The organism is Nocardia colli (assembly GCF_008704205.1).
In the GTDB taxonomy this organism is placed as follows: Bacteria; Actinomycetota; Actinomycetes; order Mycobacteriales; family Mycobacteriaceae; genus Nocardia; species Nocardia colli.
The window spans coordinates 246,118-260,968 of the sequence record NZ_VXLC01000021.1 but is presented as its reverse complement, the minus strand read 5'-3'; the positions used below and the strand labels follow the sequence as shown (position 1 = coordinate 260,968).

At 68.1% G+C, this 14,851-nt stretch carries 12 protein-coding genes; 10 read left to right on the top strand and 2 right to left on the bottom strand.

All coding sequences use genetic code 11. The features are described from left to right. From F3087_RS35080 to F3087_RS35055, 7 genes are all read left to right on the top strand, one after another. On the top strand, positions 1–1,682 hold a 1,682-nt coding region (locus tag F3087_RS35080; protein ID WP_223885577.1), incomplete at its 5' end, for a hypothetical protein. A gap of 47 nt (positions 1,683–1,729) precedes the next feature. Continuing rightward, complete coding sequence (locus F3087_RS35075) at positions 1,730–2,263, top strand: hypothetical protein (RefSeq protein ID WP_223885576.1); 534 nt, start codon at positions 1,730–1,732, stop codon at positions 2,261–2,263. A 28-nt stretch (positions 2,264–2,291) separates the two neighbouring features. Next, a complete protein-coding gene (locus F3087_RS35070; protein WP_150406405.1) occupies positions 2,292–2,558 on the top strand; it encodes a hypothetical protein in 267 nt (88 codons plus the stop codon). A gap of 14 nt (positions 2,559–2,572) precedes the next feature. Then, the gene (locus tag F3087_RS46190; RefSeq protein WP_191094296.1) at positions 2,573–2,872 is read left to right on the top strand and encodes a hypothetical protein; all 300 of its coding nucleotides are present in this window, start codon (positions 2,573–2,575) and stop codon (positions 2,870–2,872) included. Continuing rightward, positions 2,872–6,645: an nSTAND1 domain-containing NTPase gene (locus tag F3087_RS35065; RefSeq protein WP_191094295.1), complete on the top strand. Its 3,774-nt coding sequence runs from the start codon at positions 2,872–2,874 to the stop codon at positions 6,643–6,645. The genes F3087_RS46190 and F3087_RS35065 overlap by 1 nt, the downstream gene beginning before the upstream one ends. 174 nt (positions 6,646–6,819) lie before the next feature. Beyond that, positions 6,820–7,701: an SDR family NAD(P)-dependent oxidoreductase gene (locus F3087_RS35060; RefSeq protein ID WP_150406403.1), complete on the top strand. Its 882-nt coding sequence runs from the start codon at positions 6,820–6,822 to the stop codon at positions 7,699–7,701. Next, positions 7,698–8,645 (top strand): enoyl-CoA hydratase/isomerase family protein, encoded by a 948-nt coding sequence (locus tag F3087_RS35055; RefSeq protein ID WP_150406402.1) that lies wholly within the window; start codon positions 7,698–7,700, stop codon positions 8,643–8,645. Before F3087_RS35060 ends, F3087_RS35055 begins: the two co-directional genes overlap by 4 nt. Positions 8,646–8,650: 5 nt before the next feature. Here the strand turns inward: F3087_RS35055 and F3087_RS35050 are convergent, their stop codons facing one another. Then, the gene (locus F3087_RS35050) at positions 8,651–9,823 is read right to left on the bottom strand and encodes an MFS transporter (protein ID WP_223885575.1); all 1,173 of its coding nucleotides are present in this window, start codon (positions 9,821–9,823) and stop codon (positions 8,651–8,653) included. A 77-nt stretch (positions 9,824–9,900) separates the two neighbouring features. Here F3087_RS35050 and F3087_RS35045 point away from each other — a divergent pair, with 77 nt between their 5' ends. Both F3087_RS35045 and F3087_RS35040 read left to right on the top strand, forming a co-directional pair. Continuing rightward, positions 9,901–10,638 carry an AraC family transcriptional regulator gene (locus F3087_RS35045; protein ID WP_150406401.1) on the top strand — a complete coding sequence of 246 codons (738 nt, stop codon included), beginning with the start codon at positions 9,901–9,903 and terminating at the stop codon, positions 10,636–10,638. 181 nt (positions 10,639–10,819) lie between these two features. After that, a complete protein-coding gene (locus F3087_RS35040) occupies positions 10,820–12,085 on the top strand; it encodes a multidrug effflux MFS transporter (RefSeq protein ID WP_223885574.1) in 1,266 nt (421 codons plus the stop codon). Positions 12,086–12,087: 2 nt separating this feature from the next. Here the strand turns inward: F3087_RS35040 and F3087_RS35035 are convergent, their stop codons facing one another. Next, a complete protein-coding gene (locus tag F3087_RS35035) occupies positions 12,088–13,107 on the bottom strand; it encodes a crotonase/enoyl-CoA hydratase family protein (protein WP_150406400.1) in 1,020 nt (339 codons plus the stop codon). Positions 13,108–13,187: 80 nt separating this feature from the next. Between F3087_RS35035 and F3087_RS35030 the strand changes: the two genes are divergently transcribed. Next, positions 13,188–14,825 (top strand): acyl-CoA dehydrogenase family protein, encoded by a 1,638-nt coding sequence (locus tag F3087_RS35030; protein ID WP_150406399.1) that lies wholly within the window; start codon positions 13,188–13,190, stop codon positions 14,823–14,825. Positions 14,826–14,851: the final 26 nt, after the last annotated feature.

Below are 14,851 nucleotides of genomic sequence, written 5' to 3'. Positions count from 1 at the left end.
CGCTGGCACTGCCCGTGCTGATTGCGTTGGGCGCGTTGGCTCTTGGTGCCGCCATCACGGTCGGTGCGCTGCTCGCCGCGGGTGCGGTTGCGCTTACGGCCGTGGCCCTCGTGGCTGCGCCCGTGGTGCTGGCCGTTCTCGCAGTCGGTGCGGTGCTCACAATCGGTGCCTTGCTCGCAGCCGGCGCTATCGCGCTGGCGGCGCTGGCGCTCCCGGTCCTGATCGGGCTTGCCGCGCTGGCACTGCCTGCGCTGATCGTGTTCGGCGCGCTGGCGCTGGGTGCGGTTGCGACGGTTGGTGCGCTGCTGGCCGCGGGTGCGGTTGCTTTTGCGGCGCTGGCGCTCCCGGTCCTGATCGGGCTTGCCGCGCTGGCACTGCCTGCGCTGATCGTGTTCGGCGCGCTCGCGCTGGGTGCGGTTGCGACGGTTGGTGCGCTGCTGGCCGCGGGTGCGGTTGCTCTCGCGGCGTTGGGGATCGCGGCGCCGATTGTGTTGACTGTCTTGGCTATTGGTGCGGTCATCGCTCTTGCCGCGCTGGGATTGCCTGCTGCGGCGGTGTTCGGGGCGTTGGCCTTGGCTGCTGTTGCTACGGCAGCGGTGCTCGGGCTGCCTGCGCTTGTCGCGTTCGGCGCGCTGGCTCTCGGCGCGCTGGTCACGCTGGGGCTGCCGGTGGCGATTGGGTTGGGCGCCTTGGCCTTCGGTGCGATTGCGGTGGCTACCGCGCTGGCGCTGCCGGGCTTGATCGCGTTCGGCGCGCTCGCGCTGGCCGTGGCGGTGCCTGCGCTCATCGCGTTCGGTGCGGTTGCGCTGGCCGTGACCGCTGCGACCGCCGCTGTGCTGGGCGCGCTGGCGCTCGGTGCGGTGATCACGACGGCGGTGCTGCTGACCGTCGGTGCGGTGACGCTGGCGACGCTCGCCATCGCGCCGCTGGTGGTCGGAGCCATCGCCGTCGGCGCGGTTGTCGCGCTGCTCGGCGCGGGCGCGGTGGCCGGCCTGGTTGCCCTGGCGCTGGCGGCGTTGCCGCTGCTGGCCCTGGCTACTGCTGTCGCCGTGGCGGTTTCGGTGGCCGTGGCCGCTGCCGTGGTGACCTCGGTGATCGGTCTGCCGCTCCTCGCCTTCGGCGTCCCTGCGGCACTGGCGGCTCTGCTGACCGTCGCTTTGCTGGCGACGCTGCTGGCGGTGGCGGTCCCGGTCGGTGTGGCCGGTGCGCTCGGCGCGGCCGCGCTGGCGGGCCTGGCGTTGGCCGCCGGTGGGGCAGCGCTCGTCGGTGCTCCGCTGCTGCTCGCCGCGGCGGCGACCCTGCTGCTGGCCGGTGTGCTGCCGGTGGTGGTCGTGGTGCCGCTGCTGCTGCTGCTCGCGGTCATCGTGGTGGTGCCGCTGGTCGGGCTGTCGAGCCCGGATGTCAAGTCCTACATCGTTTCCGCGATCCGGGCCTGGCGCGACCAGAACACCCCGCGCGGTGACTCGAACAGCGGGATGACGCCCACCGGAACCCAGTTCCTGGACGACATCCAGGACACCGCGAGCCTCGAGGATCTCATCGCGTCCTTGCAGAAGGCGCTGGCCCCCGCGTCCGCGTCCGCGCCCGCCCCGCACGCCGAGATCCCGCTCGTCGGGAACGCGGCCGCGGACGGACGCACCGCCACCGCGGACGACCGTCGCCTGGTCGCCCTGTCCCTGTGAATCAACCAGAAATCACTGTCCGGCAACACAATACAAAGGAGCTCAACATGATGTCCGATCCCACCAACGTCGACACCGAACTGAACCCCGACTACCCGACCCTGCACCTGGAGTATCTGTACGGCCCGCAGTGGCGCGACGTCGCCCAAATCGTCGAACGCGCAGCACAACTCACCCCGGACGAGCGCGAACGACTCAACACCGCGGCCGGCAACGGCCTGCAAGACGGGTTGTCCACCCTGTCCGCCGGCGCAGGCCTATCCGCGTTGTTCGCCGGCCTCGGCGCCTCCTCGGAGGATTCGCAACCGGCGCAGATCGCCGCCGACACGGCCAGGGAGTTCGGCCGCTCCCGCCACATCCAGATCGCGGGAACCATTGCCGGACAGGCGGTGTCACCGACCTCCGGACCGGGCGCCGACGATCTGGGCGGCCTGCTGAAGTCGCTCACCTCGATCGGCGCACTCGTCGTGGTCAATCGCGCGGTCACCGCGGCGGCCCTCGGCGACCTGGTCGGTCGCGGCAAGTTCACCAGGGAGGTCTACGACGCCCTGATGAAGCCCTGGACCGACACCATCCGCTGACCAGCGACCAGACCCAGGAGGTTCGATCATGTTCGATACCAGGTTCTCCGGCAGCACCGCCGATCCACTCGGCGGACTGCTCGACATCAGTTCGGCCCCGGTCGGCTTCGGCTACTACGAACAGAACGCGACCGACGCCGAAACCATCACCCGCTGCCACGACCGGACCCACGTCGGCCCGATCGGCTGGTGGAACCGGCATCGGCGGCTCGGCCTCGGCGTCGGCATGACGCTGGTGGCCTCGCTGGGCTTCCTGCCCGCGGTGCAGAACGCCATCCTGATGGGTCTGACGTAGGTCGCACAGCACACGTGACGCGCACCGTGCCCTCCACGGTGCGCGTCACGCCGCTGTGGCAATCGCGTCGCAAACCGGAGTTGAAGATGCTGGCTGATACCCTTGTTCTGCCCCTTGAACTGCTGCGCTGCCGTCGATGTCATCGTTCGGCAGCACGACGATTCGAAACGGTCTGGCCATCGCGCAAACACGGCGCATCGTCAGCCCGGCGCGACAATGCCCTGGACACCCGACACCTCGGAGAACATGCGATTGTCCGTTCCGCCGGCCTGTGCAGCCGCCACGCCGACCTCCCCGCGGCGATAGCCGGCTGATGGACGAAGGTCGTCGCAACTTCGCCGTCCGGTTCGGTGAACTGTTCGCCGCCGCGGGCACTCCGCCGGCCAAGTCGGTGGTCCGGGCCGCCAACGCGCGCATCCCGGACGGCGCGGGCAAGGTCACCGCGCAACGAATCAGCGACTGGCGACGCGGCAACCGCACACCGGCCACCTTCATCGCGGTCCGCCCGGTGCTGGAAGTCCTGATCGCCGAGGCCCGCCGCCAAGCCGCCGACAACCCGCGCATCGACCCTTCGCTGCTGGATCTGGTGCGCTGGCACGAGGATTGGAAGGCGGCGAAGGTCGAACCGCCGAGCATCGATATCGGCCGTGAGCCGTACCGCGGTCTGTGGGAGTACCGCGTCGAGGACCGCGACCTGTTCTTCGGCCGTGATGACGCGAAACGGCAACTCCTCGAACTGATTTCGAACGTCGAAACCAGCGACGCGCCGGCCATGGCGGTGCTGCTGGGCCCTTCGGGCGTCGGCAAGTCCTCGCTGCTCGCCGCCGGGCTGCAGGCCGCACCGGGCGCCAGGAGTCCGATCGCCATGACCCCCGGCGACGACCCGATGGCCGCCCTGGAGTCGGCGCTGACGGACCGTCCGGACGGCCACTGCCTGCTGATCGTCGATCGCGGCGAGGAACTGTTCACCCGGTGCGCGAACGAGGCACTGCGCCAACAGTTCCTGACCGCGCTTGCCTCGCTCGCCGCCGCGAACGCCGACGCACCCACCACCGTCGTCCTCGCCTTCGACACCGCGCACCTGCCGGAACTCCTGCGTTACCCGCTGCTGACGATGGTCCTGCGCGACCACGCGATGCTGCTCAATCCGATGACGCCCCAAGAACTTCGCGAGGCGATCGTCCGCCCCGCCGCCGCCACCGGCCTGCGCATCGAAGACACCTTGATCGACACCCTGTTACAGGACCTGGACGCCATCGACGCGCACAGCTCGGTGCGCCTCCCGCTGCTGTCCTTCGCCCTGGCCGCGACCTGGGCCAACCGGCGCGGCCGAACGCTGAGCCTGGAGGCCTACCGCGAAGCCGGCGGAATGGCGAAAGCCTGTGCGGTGGGCGCGGAATCGTTCTGGTCCCGGCTCACCGACCGGCAACGCGATGCCGCACGACACGTGCTGATCACGTTGACGATCATCGGCCCGACCACGATCGTGCGTAACCGGATGCCGGTCGAGCAGCTGATCGAGGAATCCGCGGACCCGGATGCCACCCGGGCCGTCATCGCACGCCTGACCCGAGCGCGAATTGTGGTGCAGCGCAGCGGCGAAGTCGAACTGGTGCACGATCTGCTGCTGACCGGCTGGCCGCGAATGGCCGGATGGCTCGCCGAGGAAAAGGAATTCGCGCCGGCCCGCCAGCGCATCGAGGCGGACGCCCGCGAGTGGGCCCGGCAGGACCGTCCGGTGTCGTTGCTGTACTCCAGGACTCGGCTCGAGGACGCGGCAGCGTGGATGCGCCGCACCGAGTCGCCGAACCTGCTGGCCCGCGAGTTCATCGCGGCGTCCCTGACCCGGCAGCACACGCACACGGTACGCAGGCAGGTGCTCTGGTCCACGGTCGCGGTGCTCGTCGCGCTGGCCCTGGTGCTGTCGGGAGTGATTATCGTGCAACGGGTTTCCGTCGCGCAGGAACACAAGGGCGTAGTGCTCGGCCAGCTCATCGAGCAATCGCAGCGGGTGCAGAACGTCGATCCCGGTCTCTCCACCCAGCTCGCGCTGGCCGCGTATCGACTCAGCCCGGACGATCCGATGGCGCGAGCGCGGCTGCTGGCGACCCAGGTGCTGCCGCTGGATATCGCCTCCACGGTGGCGCACAAGGGTCTCGTGCGCGATCTCGCGCTGAGCTCGGATCGAAAGCTGCTGGCCAGCGCGGGCAGCGACGGCGTCATCCGGCTGTGGGACGTCTCGGACGTGCGGTCCATCACGCCGGCCGGCCCCGAGCTCACCGGTCATCGCGACAACGTCGAATCGGTCGCGTTCAGCCCGGACAACAGCGTGCTCGCCAGCGCGGGTGACGACGGCACCGTCCGGCTCTGGGATGTCCGCGATCCGAAGCAAGCTCGAGCGCTCGGTGAATTCACCAATGGCCCGGCGGTCACCGCGCTCGCCTATCTGCCCGACGGCCGTACAGTGGTCGCAGGCACCGCCGACGGAAGCCTGAGCTTCCTCGATATCACTGTCCCGCAAGCAATTCAGCGCCGCGGGGCACCCGTCGCCGCGCAGACGGGCGCGGTCAAGGTCCTGACGATGGCCCCTGACCGCCCGGTGCTGGCCAGCGCCGGCGGCGACCGAACGGTCCGCCTGTGGTCCGTGGACGACGCCGACCACCCGACGCCGTTGGGCGCGCCGATCGACAGCGAAGGAGCGGTACAGGCCGTCGCCCTCGGCCCGGACGGCCGGCTCGGAACGGGCACCGCGGACGGCGTCATCCAGGTCTGGAACCTCGACGATCAGGGTCAGGCGCAACTCATCGGCAGGCAGCAATCACGTCCCGTGCCCATCACACAGCTGGAATTCTGGCGCAACGGCAAGATGCTCTCCATCGCGGACGCCGGCGGCACCATGCGCGCATTGAACACCACCCGCCGCGATCGAATCACCGCGATCGGACGCGAGATTCACGGCAACAGCGGTTCGGCCCGGTCCTTCGTGATCGTCTCCGACACCCAGCTGGTGACCGCGGGCTCGGACGGCTGGATCCGCACGTGGAGCCATGCGGGAGTGAACGTGCCCGTCGTGTTCGCGGGTGCGCTCAGCTCGGTCGGCTTCGACCGGGCGGGCAAGGTACTGGTCAGCGGACTGCGCGACGGCCAGGTCAACGTATGGGACATCGCCGACCCGTTCGCCGGCCGATCGGTCGCCGAACTGACGGCAGGTCCGCCCGACCGGCATGGCGCGCACGTCGCACTGCGACCGGACGGCGCCCTGCTGGTCGCGGCCGGCGGCGGCGAGGTGCGACTGTGGAATCTGACCGATCCCGCGCGTCCGGCGCCGATCGGCGCGCTTCCGGGGACCCGGCTCAGTGGGCCCGTCGCTTTCGATCCGAGCGGGAAACGACTGCTCACGGGTGTGGACCACCGGTCACTGCGGTTGTGGGACGTCGCCGATCCCGCCCGCGCCCGCGAGCTCGGTCAATTGCCGACCGGACACGACCGCGAACTCGAGAACGCGGTGTTCGCCCCGGACCGCCCGCTGATCGCCGCTGCCGACGACGACTCCCGAATCCACCTGTGGGATGTCACTGATCCGCACAAGCCGGTCGAGACCTCCTTGGAAACGGACGGCGCGAACGTGCGCAGCCTCGTCTTCGCCCCCGGCGGCCGCACCCTGTACGCCGCGGACGACCACGGCATGATTCGCTCCTGGGACGTCACCGACCTGGCCGAGGTCCGTGACCTCGACTCGGTGCGCGCACACTCCGCGGCGGTCCGGACCCTGGCCATCGACCGATCCGGACACCGCCTCGCCACGGGCGGCGACGATCAAACCGCACGCGTGTGGGACATCACCGACGCGTCCGACATCCGATCGGTCGGCCAACCGATCGCGGCAGAGGTCGGCTGGACCTGGTTCCTGCACTTCGACCCCAGCGACGAGTCCCGTCTGCTCGGCATCGGCGACGAACTGTCGGCCCTCTGGTACACCGACCCGGACGTGTTCGCGGACAAACTCTGCGACTCCGCGGCCGCACAAATCGATGCGCGCACGTGGCGCGAGCTCCTGCCGTCCGTCTCCTACATCTCCACCTGCTGACCCGCGAGCCGATCCGGCTAAGTCCGAGGCGAATTCGGCTGACCGATCCAGGGGCGTCGGACCGATGACGGCCACATCTGATTGTGCACGCGCACAGTCTTTCTCGAATTTCACAGTTAGGGAGTGATCGTTCTCTATTATGGGTCGCGATGGGGAACGAGCGGAGGCTGCGACATGTCTGACAGGCGGTTGGACGGCAAGGTAGCGGTGGTGACCGGCGCGGCATCGGGGATCGGGGCGGCAACGGCCATCGAATTCGCCCGTCGCGGCGCGACAGTGGCCCTGGCCGACATCGATGAAGCAGGAATGAAGGAAACGGCAAGCCGGGTGGCCGAACTCGGTGCCGAGGTCAGCACGCATCTGGTCGACGTCGGGAACGAGGACGCGATCTACGCGTTCGCCGACGCCGTCGAAAGACGCTGGGGCAGAGCGGATATCGTGCTCAACAACGCCGGCGTCGCGGTGGTCGGCGACGGCGTCACGATCAGCGACGAAAGCCTGCGCTGGATCGTCGACATCAACTTCTGGGGCGTGGTGCACGGCACCCGGGCGTTCCACCCGATTCTGGAACGAGCCGGCGGCGGCACCATCGTCAATGTGTCGAGCGTGTTCGGGCTGCTCGGGATGCCGTGTCAATCCGCTTACAGTGCAACCAAGTTCGCGGTCCGCGGGTTCACCGAGTCGGTGCGGATGGAACTGCGGCTCGCAGGGTCACCCGTGCGCGTGCTGGCCGTCCACCCGGGTGGGATCCGGACGAATATCGCGCGCTCCACCCGATTCGAGGGCACCGGAGTCGCGCGGGCCGAGTCCGCGGCGGCGAACGTCGAGATGTTCGACCGGATCGCGCGGACCACACCGGAACAGGCCGCCGTCGCGATCGCCGAGGGAATCCGGCGCGGCAAGGCGAAAGTCAGGATCGGCGCCGACGCGGTGGCCATGGATGTGGTCCAACGGTTGTTCCCGGTCGGCTACCAGCGCATCATGCCGGCCGTGGTCAGGTTCGGCCTCCGGCCCGGCGTAGCGTCGAAAACATCATCGGCACAAGGGGAATCATGAGCTTGATCCGTACCGAACAGGACGGTGCCGTCCTGACCGTGTGGCTGGACAACCCGCCCTACAACTTCCTCACCAGCGAGATCATGTCCGCCCTGGCGGATCTGCTCACCTCGCTCGAGCGCGACACCACCACGCGCGCGGTGATCCTCACCAGCGCGGTCGAGGATGTCTTCGTCAGCCACTACGACGTCGCCGAAATCCTCGCGGGCGCTGCGGCTTCCCCGGTCACCCTCACCCGGCGCGCTGCCGCCGCGGCTCTGCACACGAGCCGTGCCGCCGACCGCATCCCCGGCGGGCAGGCGGCGCTGGCCCGCGCCGGAGCCGGCGGTGTCGCGGACCTGCGCCGCTACCACGAGGTCTGCCGCCGAATGCGCAACTCCGACAAGGTATTCGTCGCCGCCCTCAACGGACGCACGCTCGGCGGCGGTTGTGAGCTGGCGCTGTCCTGCGACCTCCGGCTGATGGCCGACGGCCCGTACGAGATCGGCCAGCCCGAGATCCTGGTCGGGATCATCCCAGGCGGCGGTGGCACGCAAATGCTTACACGGGTGCTCGGCGCGGCCCGCGCGCTGGAACTATGCCTGGAAGGCGCCCCGATCACGCCCGCCCGAGCCCACGAGATCGGCCTCGTGCACCGGCTCGTCGCACCGGAAGGCCTGATGGACGAGGCCCGGACCACCGCCGCGCGGCTCGCCCGCAGATCGCCGGTGGCGGTCGCTGCGCTCAAACGCGCCGTCTACGAGGGCGGCTCCGAATCCCTCGAAAAGGGACTGCATGTCGAGCGCACCGGCTTCCTGGAGACGAGCTCGACCGCGACCGCGCAGCACGCGATGCAGCTGTACCTCGACGAGATCCGCGAAGTCGAAAGCAGCGGAAGGGATCTCGCGAGCTTCGTCGCCGAACGACTGCCCCGATGGGTCGAAGGAAGCGTGGCCGACTTCTGAAGCCCTCAATCGGCCGGCTGGGGGAGGAGTAGCGCGAGGCCGACGGCAGCGAGGGGGACGAAGCACAGGGTGGTCAGAACCGCCTGCGGCCCTTGCTGATCGGCGATCAAGCCGAGCACCGGCACGAACAGTCCGCCGGCGCTGACCGCGAGACCGAGCGTCACACCCGCGGCGGTGCCGGGGCGCTTCGGCAGGTAGTCCTGACCCAGCTTGACCAGCACCGCGAACGGAATATTCACGGTCACGCCGGTGAGCACGGCCAGCGCGAGACCGAGCTGCGGACTCGGCACGATACGCAAGGCGGCGAGCGCGGGAATGGCCGCCACACTGCCGATTTGGATGGTCCGCAGCATCCCGATGCGGTCGGCGATGCGACCGCCAAGCAGCGTGCCCGCCACCCCACCGGCCATGAAGGCGGTCAGCGCCGCACCGCCGAGCACTCGTGAACCACCCAGCGAATTGATCCAGTACAGCGCGATGAAGGTGCTCAGACCGAACGAAATAATCGCGCGCACAACGGCAATGGCGGTCAGCACAAGGAACGGAATCCAACGATCACGGCCCGCGGTCGAGGTCGTTGCGTGCGAACCGGTGGTCTGCCGCAACTGGTAGCGCCACAGCAGAAAGCCCATCAGGACCGCCGGCGGTATGAAGAACGCCGTGGCTCCGACACCGTAGGAAACCAGCGCCGGCGTCGCGAGCGCGGGAGCGAGGAAGAACCCGACGCTGCCGCCCGCGGCGAACAGGCTCATCGCCGATGCGCTGTTCCCCGCGTCCCGGCGCGCGTCCCGCCCCGCGGACGGATGGAACGCCGCGACACCGATCCCGGACAGCAGCAGTAAGACCCACACCACGGGATACGCCGGCGCCAGCCCGGACAATCCGGCGCCGAGCCCGGCGATCGCCACCCCGGCGGGCGCGAGCCACAGCAACCGCCACCGATCGGCCAGCAGTCCGAGCACCGGTTGCGGCAGCGAACTACCCAGTGCCGCGGCCAGCGCGAGCCCCGAAGCGGCGACGTAGCTGTAGTGCCGCTCCAGCACGAAGAACGGAATACTCGCCGGCACCAAACCCTGATAGAAATCATCGACCGCGTGCGCAATCACCCAGTACCGCATGCGTTTCCACGCCGAATCCGTGGTCACCACTGTCGCGTCTTCGACACCCGCGCGCACCATCACACTCCTCCGCCTAGTTCCCATCCAGCAGCCTATGGACGGAACGAGGTAGCAGGCTTCCGATAAACTGCCTGATTATGTCGATCTTCAGCCAGGACTCCACCGTGGTGAAGACGCTGGCCGGGGGAGCGCGCATTCATCGGCACCGGCACGCCGACCATCAGGTGGTGTATCCGAGCTCCGGGGTGGCCGAGGTCCGGACCGACGCGGGCAGCTGGATCGCCCCGGCGGACCGGGCGATCTGGATCCCCGCCGGCAGCTGGCACGAACATCACTTCTACGGTCCGACGCGATTCCATACGGTGGGCTTTCCGTCCGGCCTGGCACCCGACTGGACCACGCCGTCGGTACTCGCGGCATTGCCCTTGGTCCGCGAACTCATCATCACCTGCTCGACGGCGCAGGACCTGCCCGACACCGAACTCGTGCTGCTGCGTCAAGTGCTGCTCGATCAACTGCGCCGCAGCCCCGAACAGCCGCTGCGGTTGCCTGCCGCTCGCGACGAGCGTCTCCGAAGAGCTTGCGCGCTGGTCGAATTCGACCTGACCGAGGTGTGGACGCTGGCCGGGCTCGGTCGCAGAGTCGGTGCCGGCGAACGAACACTCACCCGTCTGTTCCGTACAGAACTCGGCATGACCTACCCGCAGTGGCGCACCCAACTGCGTCTGCACAACGCCATGCAATTGCTCGCCGAACAGGTGCCGGTCACCGTCGTCGCGCATCGGTGCGGATGGGCGACCGCCAGCGCGTTCATCGAGGTCTACCGACGCACTCTCGGACATACGCCCGGTGCATTCCGTGCGGACCGGACATGATGTAGTCCGTCCGAATGCCGCAGCGCGCCCCTTCGTGACACCCGCCATAGCGCCTCGGTCGCCTTGTCCATAGGCAGTTAACCGGGAGTTAAAGCTGATCTCAGTAGACTTTTCGACCAAGGGGTCACGGGGGAACTAAAACGTTGGAGCGAGCCTCGCTGGAGGGCCAGGGAGGTTCGTCGTGGATATCGAAGTGGATGACGTGGGCACCAGCACGCTCGACCAGAGTGCCGATAGCGGTCTGCGCAGTATTCGGTTGATCGCGGTACTCGGGGCGCTGTCCGCATTCGGTCCGGTCACCACCGACCTTTACCTGCCCAGCCTGCCGCAAACCGCCGCGGCATTGCACACCTCCCAGTCGGGGGTGCAATCCTCGCTCACCGCCTGCCTCATCGGGCTCGCGTTCGGACAGTTGCTGGTCGGTCCGATCAGTGACGCACGGGGACGGCGCGGACCGTTGGTCGCGGGCATGATGCTGTTCTGCGCCACCTCGCTGTTGTGTGCGATTGCACCGAATGTGCTGGTATTCGACCTGTTCCGGCTGCTGCAAGGGATCGCGGGGGCGGCGGGGATCGTGATCTCGTTCGCCGTCGTGCGCGACGTGTACCACGGTGCCGCGGCCGGTAAGGCCTTCTCGATTCTGCTCGCCGTCAATGGCGTCGCGCCTATCATCGCTCCGGTCGCCGGCGGTCAATTGCTGCGATTCGTCGACTGGCGCGGGGTGTTTCTCGTGCTCGCCGGGCTGGGTGTGGTGTTCCTGGTGCTGGCTTATCGCTGGGTGCCCGAGACCTTGCCGGTCGATCATCGTCGCGGCGGCGGCATCGTGATGATGGGCCACGATATGCGGCAGGTGGTGCGCGACCGATCTTTTGTCGGTTATGCGCTTGTTGTCGGATTGACTTTCGGCGCGATGGTCGCCTATATCTCTGCGTCGTCGTTCGTATTCCAAGAGGTGTATCGGGCGTCGCCGCAATTGTTCAGCGTGTTCTTCGCGATCAACGGGGCGGGAATCCTGGTCGCCAATGCCGCCAACGCGCGGCTGTTGAGTAGGCGCAGTCCGCGCACGCTGCTGGATATCGGTCTGATCGGATCGGCGCTCGGCGGCCTCGCCGTGCTCGTGGTGGTCGCGGTGGGCAGCCTCGGGTTGTGGTTCTTGGTGCCTGCGCTGTTCCTCATGGTGTCCTCGATCGGGTTCATCATGCCGAACGCCGCCGCGCTCGCGCTCGAACCGCACGGCGCGACCGCGGGCAGCGCCTCGGCGGTGCTCGGATGCACACAGTTCCTGTTCGGCGCCGTGGTCGCGCCGCTGGTCGGGCTCGGTGGGGTCAGCGCGGTCCCCATGGGCATTGCCACCGTCACTTTGTGCGCGCTCGCGGTCATCGTTCGAACGGCTTTGTGCCGTACGGTGATTCGCGACCGTGCTGCACACGAGAAGATCGCGGCCTGAACCTACTTCTCGAACTGCGCCCGCTTCCAGTCACCGTACGGCTCGTCGCGCTCCCGCACCGCCTCGCGGAAACCGGCGGTCGCCGAACGCAATTGGAACGCGTAACCTTCCCGCGTGTGCCGGGAGATGCCGTCGAAAACGGTACTGATCATGCCCGAGTTGGCCACCCCCTGCGCCAGCAACGCGCTGTTGAGCGCCAGCTTCGCCATGACGAGCTGATTGATCGGCATCCGCGCGATACGTTCGAGCAGGGCCTCGGTGCGTTCGTCGAGTTCGTCGGCGGGCGTGGATTCCACCGCGAGCCCCCACTCCTCGGCCTGCTTGCCGGACAGGCAATCACCGGTGAACAGCAGTCGCTTCGCCCGCTGATCGCCCAGCCGGTGCGCCCACATGCCCGCCGCCGGAATGCCCCAGACCCGGGTGGGCGGGTAGCCGATCTTGGTGTCGTCGGCACAGATGATCTGGTCGGCGTACAGCGCGATATCGGTGCCGCCCGCGACGGCGAAGCCGTGCAGCTTGGCGACGGTCGGCTTGTTGGCGTGCAGCAAGCTGGAGAAACCCCGGTTGAACCGGCTCATCATCGCGTAGTCGACCATCGGATCCCAGGTACCCCAGGGATTGTGATTGCGGGCCTGGACCACCGGATCCAGCACGGTGCCGGTGGGCGAACTCGCGCCCTCGCCGGGATCGAACGAGCTCTCGGCGAAGATCGACAGGTCGTAGCCGCCGCAGAAACCCTTGCCGCGCCCGGAAACCACCATCACGTGCACGCGCGGATCGAGATCGGCCCGCTCGACGGCGTGGGCGAGCTCGATCGGAGTGTCGGCGGTGATCGCGTTCCCGTGCTCGGGCCGGTTGAAGGTGATCCGTGCGATCCGGCCGGTGACCTCGTAGGTCAGCGTGCGGTAGCTGATCTCCGCCGGGGGCGGCGTGCGGTCGGCCCACGGCGAGTCCGGGGCTTCGGTGAGTCCCTCGTACCACGCGGCCGGGCGGGTGCCGGAATGATTCTCGAAGTCTGACAAGAGGGTTCCTGACTATGTCGGGGCGTGCTTCGCATTGATATTACATACTTGTGTCAGTTGATGAACCACTGTAATACTGGATTATGGCCACCCACGCGGTAACGAACCAAGTTCCCCCGCTCGTCGACTACGACGCCGCCGAGCAGCCGGTGCTGCTCGAGGCGCTGCACCGCGCGGGCGCCGACCACGCGCTCGACGAGCTGCACGAGATCGGCAGGCTGGCGGGCAGCGCCGAAGCCATCGAGCTCGGTGATCTCGCCGAGGCCCATCCACCGACGCTGAAGACGCACGATCGTTATGGCAACCGGGTCGACGAGGTCGTCTACGACCCGAGTTATCACCGATTGATGACGCACGCGGTCGGCTTCGGCCTGCACGCCGCGGTCTGGGCGGACACCCGGCCGAACCCGCATCTGACCCGCGCCGCGAAATTGAGCGTGTGGGGTCCGGTGGACGCGGGTCACGGCTGCCCGATCTCGATGACCTACGCGGTCGTCCCCGCGCTGCGCGTCGCGCCGGAACTTGCCGCGCAATACGAATCCTTGCTCTGTGCAAAGGAATACGACCCGGTGCTGCGCGCGCCGCTGACCAAGCGCGGCCTCATCGCCGGGATGTCGATGACGGAAAAGCAAGGCGGCTCCGATGTTCGGGCCAATACGACCACCGCGACCCGGATGTCCGACGGAACGTACCGGATCACCGGGCACAAGTGGTTCACCTCCGCGCCGATGTCGGACGTATTCCTGGTCCTCGCGCAAGCGCCCGGCGGGCTTTCCTGTTTCTTCGTTCCGCGCGTGCTGCCCGACGGCACCCGCAATACCTTTGCGCTGCAACGGCTCAAGGACAAACTCGGCAATCACTCCAATGCCAGCAGCGAGGTCGAATACGACAACACCGTCGGCTGGCTGGTCGGCGACGAAGGCCGCGGCGTGCCGACCATCATCGAAATGGTCAACCTGACCCGCCTGGATTGCACCATCGGCACCGCGACCGCGATGCGTACCGGCGTCGCCGCTGCCGCCCATCATGCCGCGCACCGCAGCGCATTCGGCGCGACGCTGGCCGATCAGCCGTTGATGCGAAATGTGCTGGCCGATTTGGCGATCGAGGCGGAGGCGGCGACCACGGCGGCGCTGTGGCTGGCCGACCTCACCGACCGGGCGACGGCCGGCGTGGACGGCGCCGACCAGTTGCGCCGAATCTCGTTGGCGGTGAGCAAATACTATGTGTGCAAACGCGGCCCGATCCACGCGGCCGAGGCGCTGGAATGCTTGGGCGGCAACGGTTATGTCGAAGAATCGCGGATGCCGCGGCTGTATCGGGAGGCGCCGTTGATGTCGGTCTGGGAGGGATCGGGCAATGTCGCCGCGCTGGATACGTTGCGCGCGATGGCCAAACAGCCGGAAACCCTCGGCGCCTTTTTCGACGAAGTCAAACGCGCCGCCGGCGCGGACTCGCACCTCGATGCCGCGATCGCGCGGCTCGAACAGCAATTCGGCGACTTCGACACCATCCAGCATCGGGCCCGGCGGATCGTCGGCGATATGGCGCAGGTACTCCAGGCGTCGCTGCTGGTTCGTTACGGTCATCCGGCGGTCGCGGACGCGTTCACCGTCAGCCGGCTCGGCGGCGAACACGGCGATGTTTTCGGCACCCTACCGACAGGTATCGATACCGCCGCGATCATTCAGCGCGCGACCCCCAAGCCGGGTTACTGAAACCGACCGGCCCAGTTCATCGATAG

Bases quoted from the DNA above. Each gene is read 5' to 3' on its own strand.
- F3087_RS35070 (WP_150406405.1), top strand. From the start codon at position 2,292: ATGTTCGATACCAGGTTCTCCGGCAGCACCGCCGATCCACTCGGCGGA.
- F3087_RS35075 (WP_223885576.1), top strand. From the start codon at position 1,730: ATGATGTCCGATCCCACCAACGTCGACACCGAACTGAACCCCGACTAC.
- F3087_RS35065 (WP_191094295.1), top strand. From the start codon at position 2,872: ATGGACGAAGGTCGTCGCAACTTCGCCGTCCGGTTCGGTGAACTGTTC.
- F3087_RS35045 (WP_150406401.1), top strand. From the start codon at position 9,901: ATGTCGATCTTCAGCCAGGACTCCACCGTGGTGAAGACGCTGGCCGGG.
- F3087_RS35050 (WP_223885575.1), bottom strand. From the start codon at position 9,823: ATGGTGCGCGCGGGTGTCGAAGACGCGACAGTGGTGACCACGGATTCG.
- F3087_RS35055 (WP_150406402.1), top strand. From the start codon at position 7,698: ATGAGCTTGATCCGTACCGAACAGGACGGTGCCGTCCTGACCGTGTGG.
- F3087_RS35060 (WP_150406403.1), top strand. From the start codon at position 6,820: ATGTCTGACAGGCGGTTGGACGGCAAGGTAGCGGTGGTGACCGGCGCG.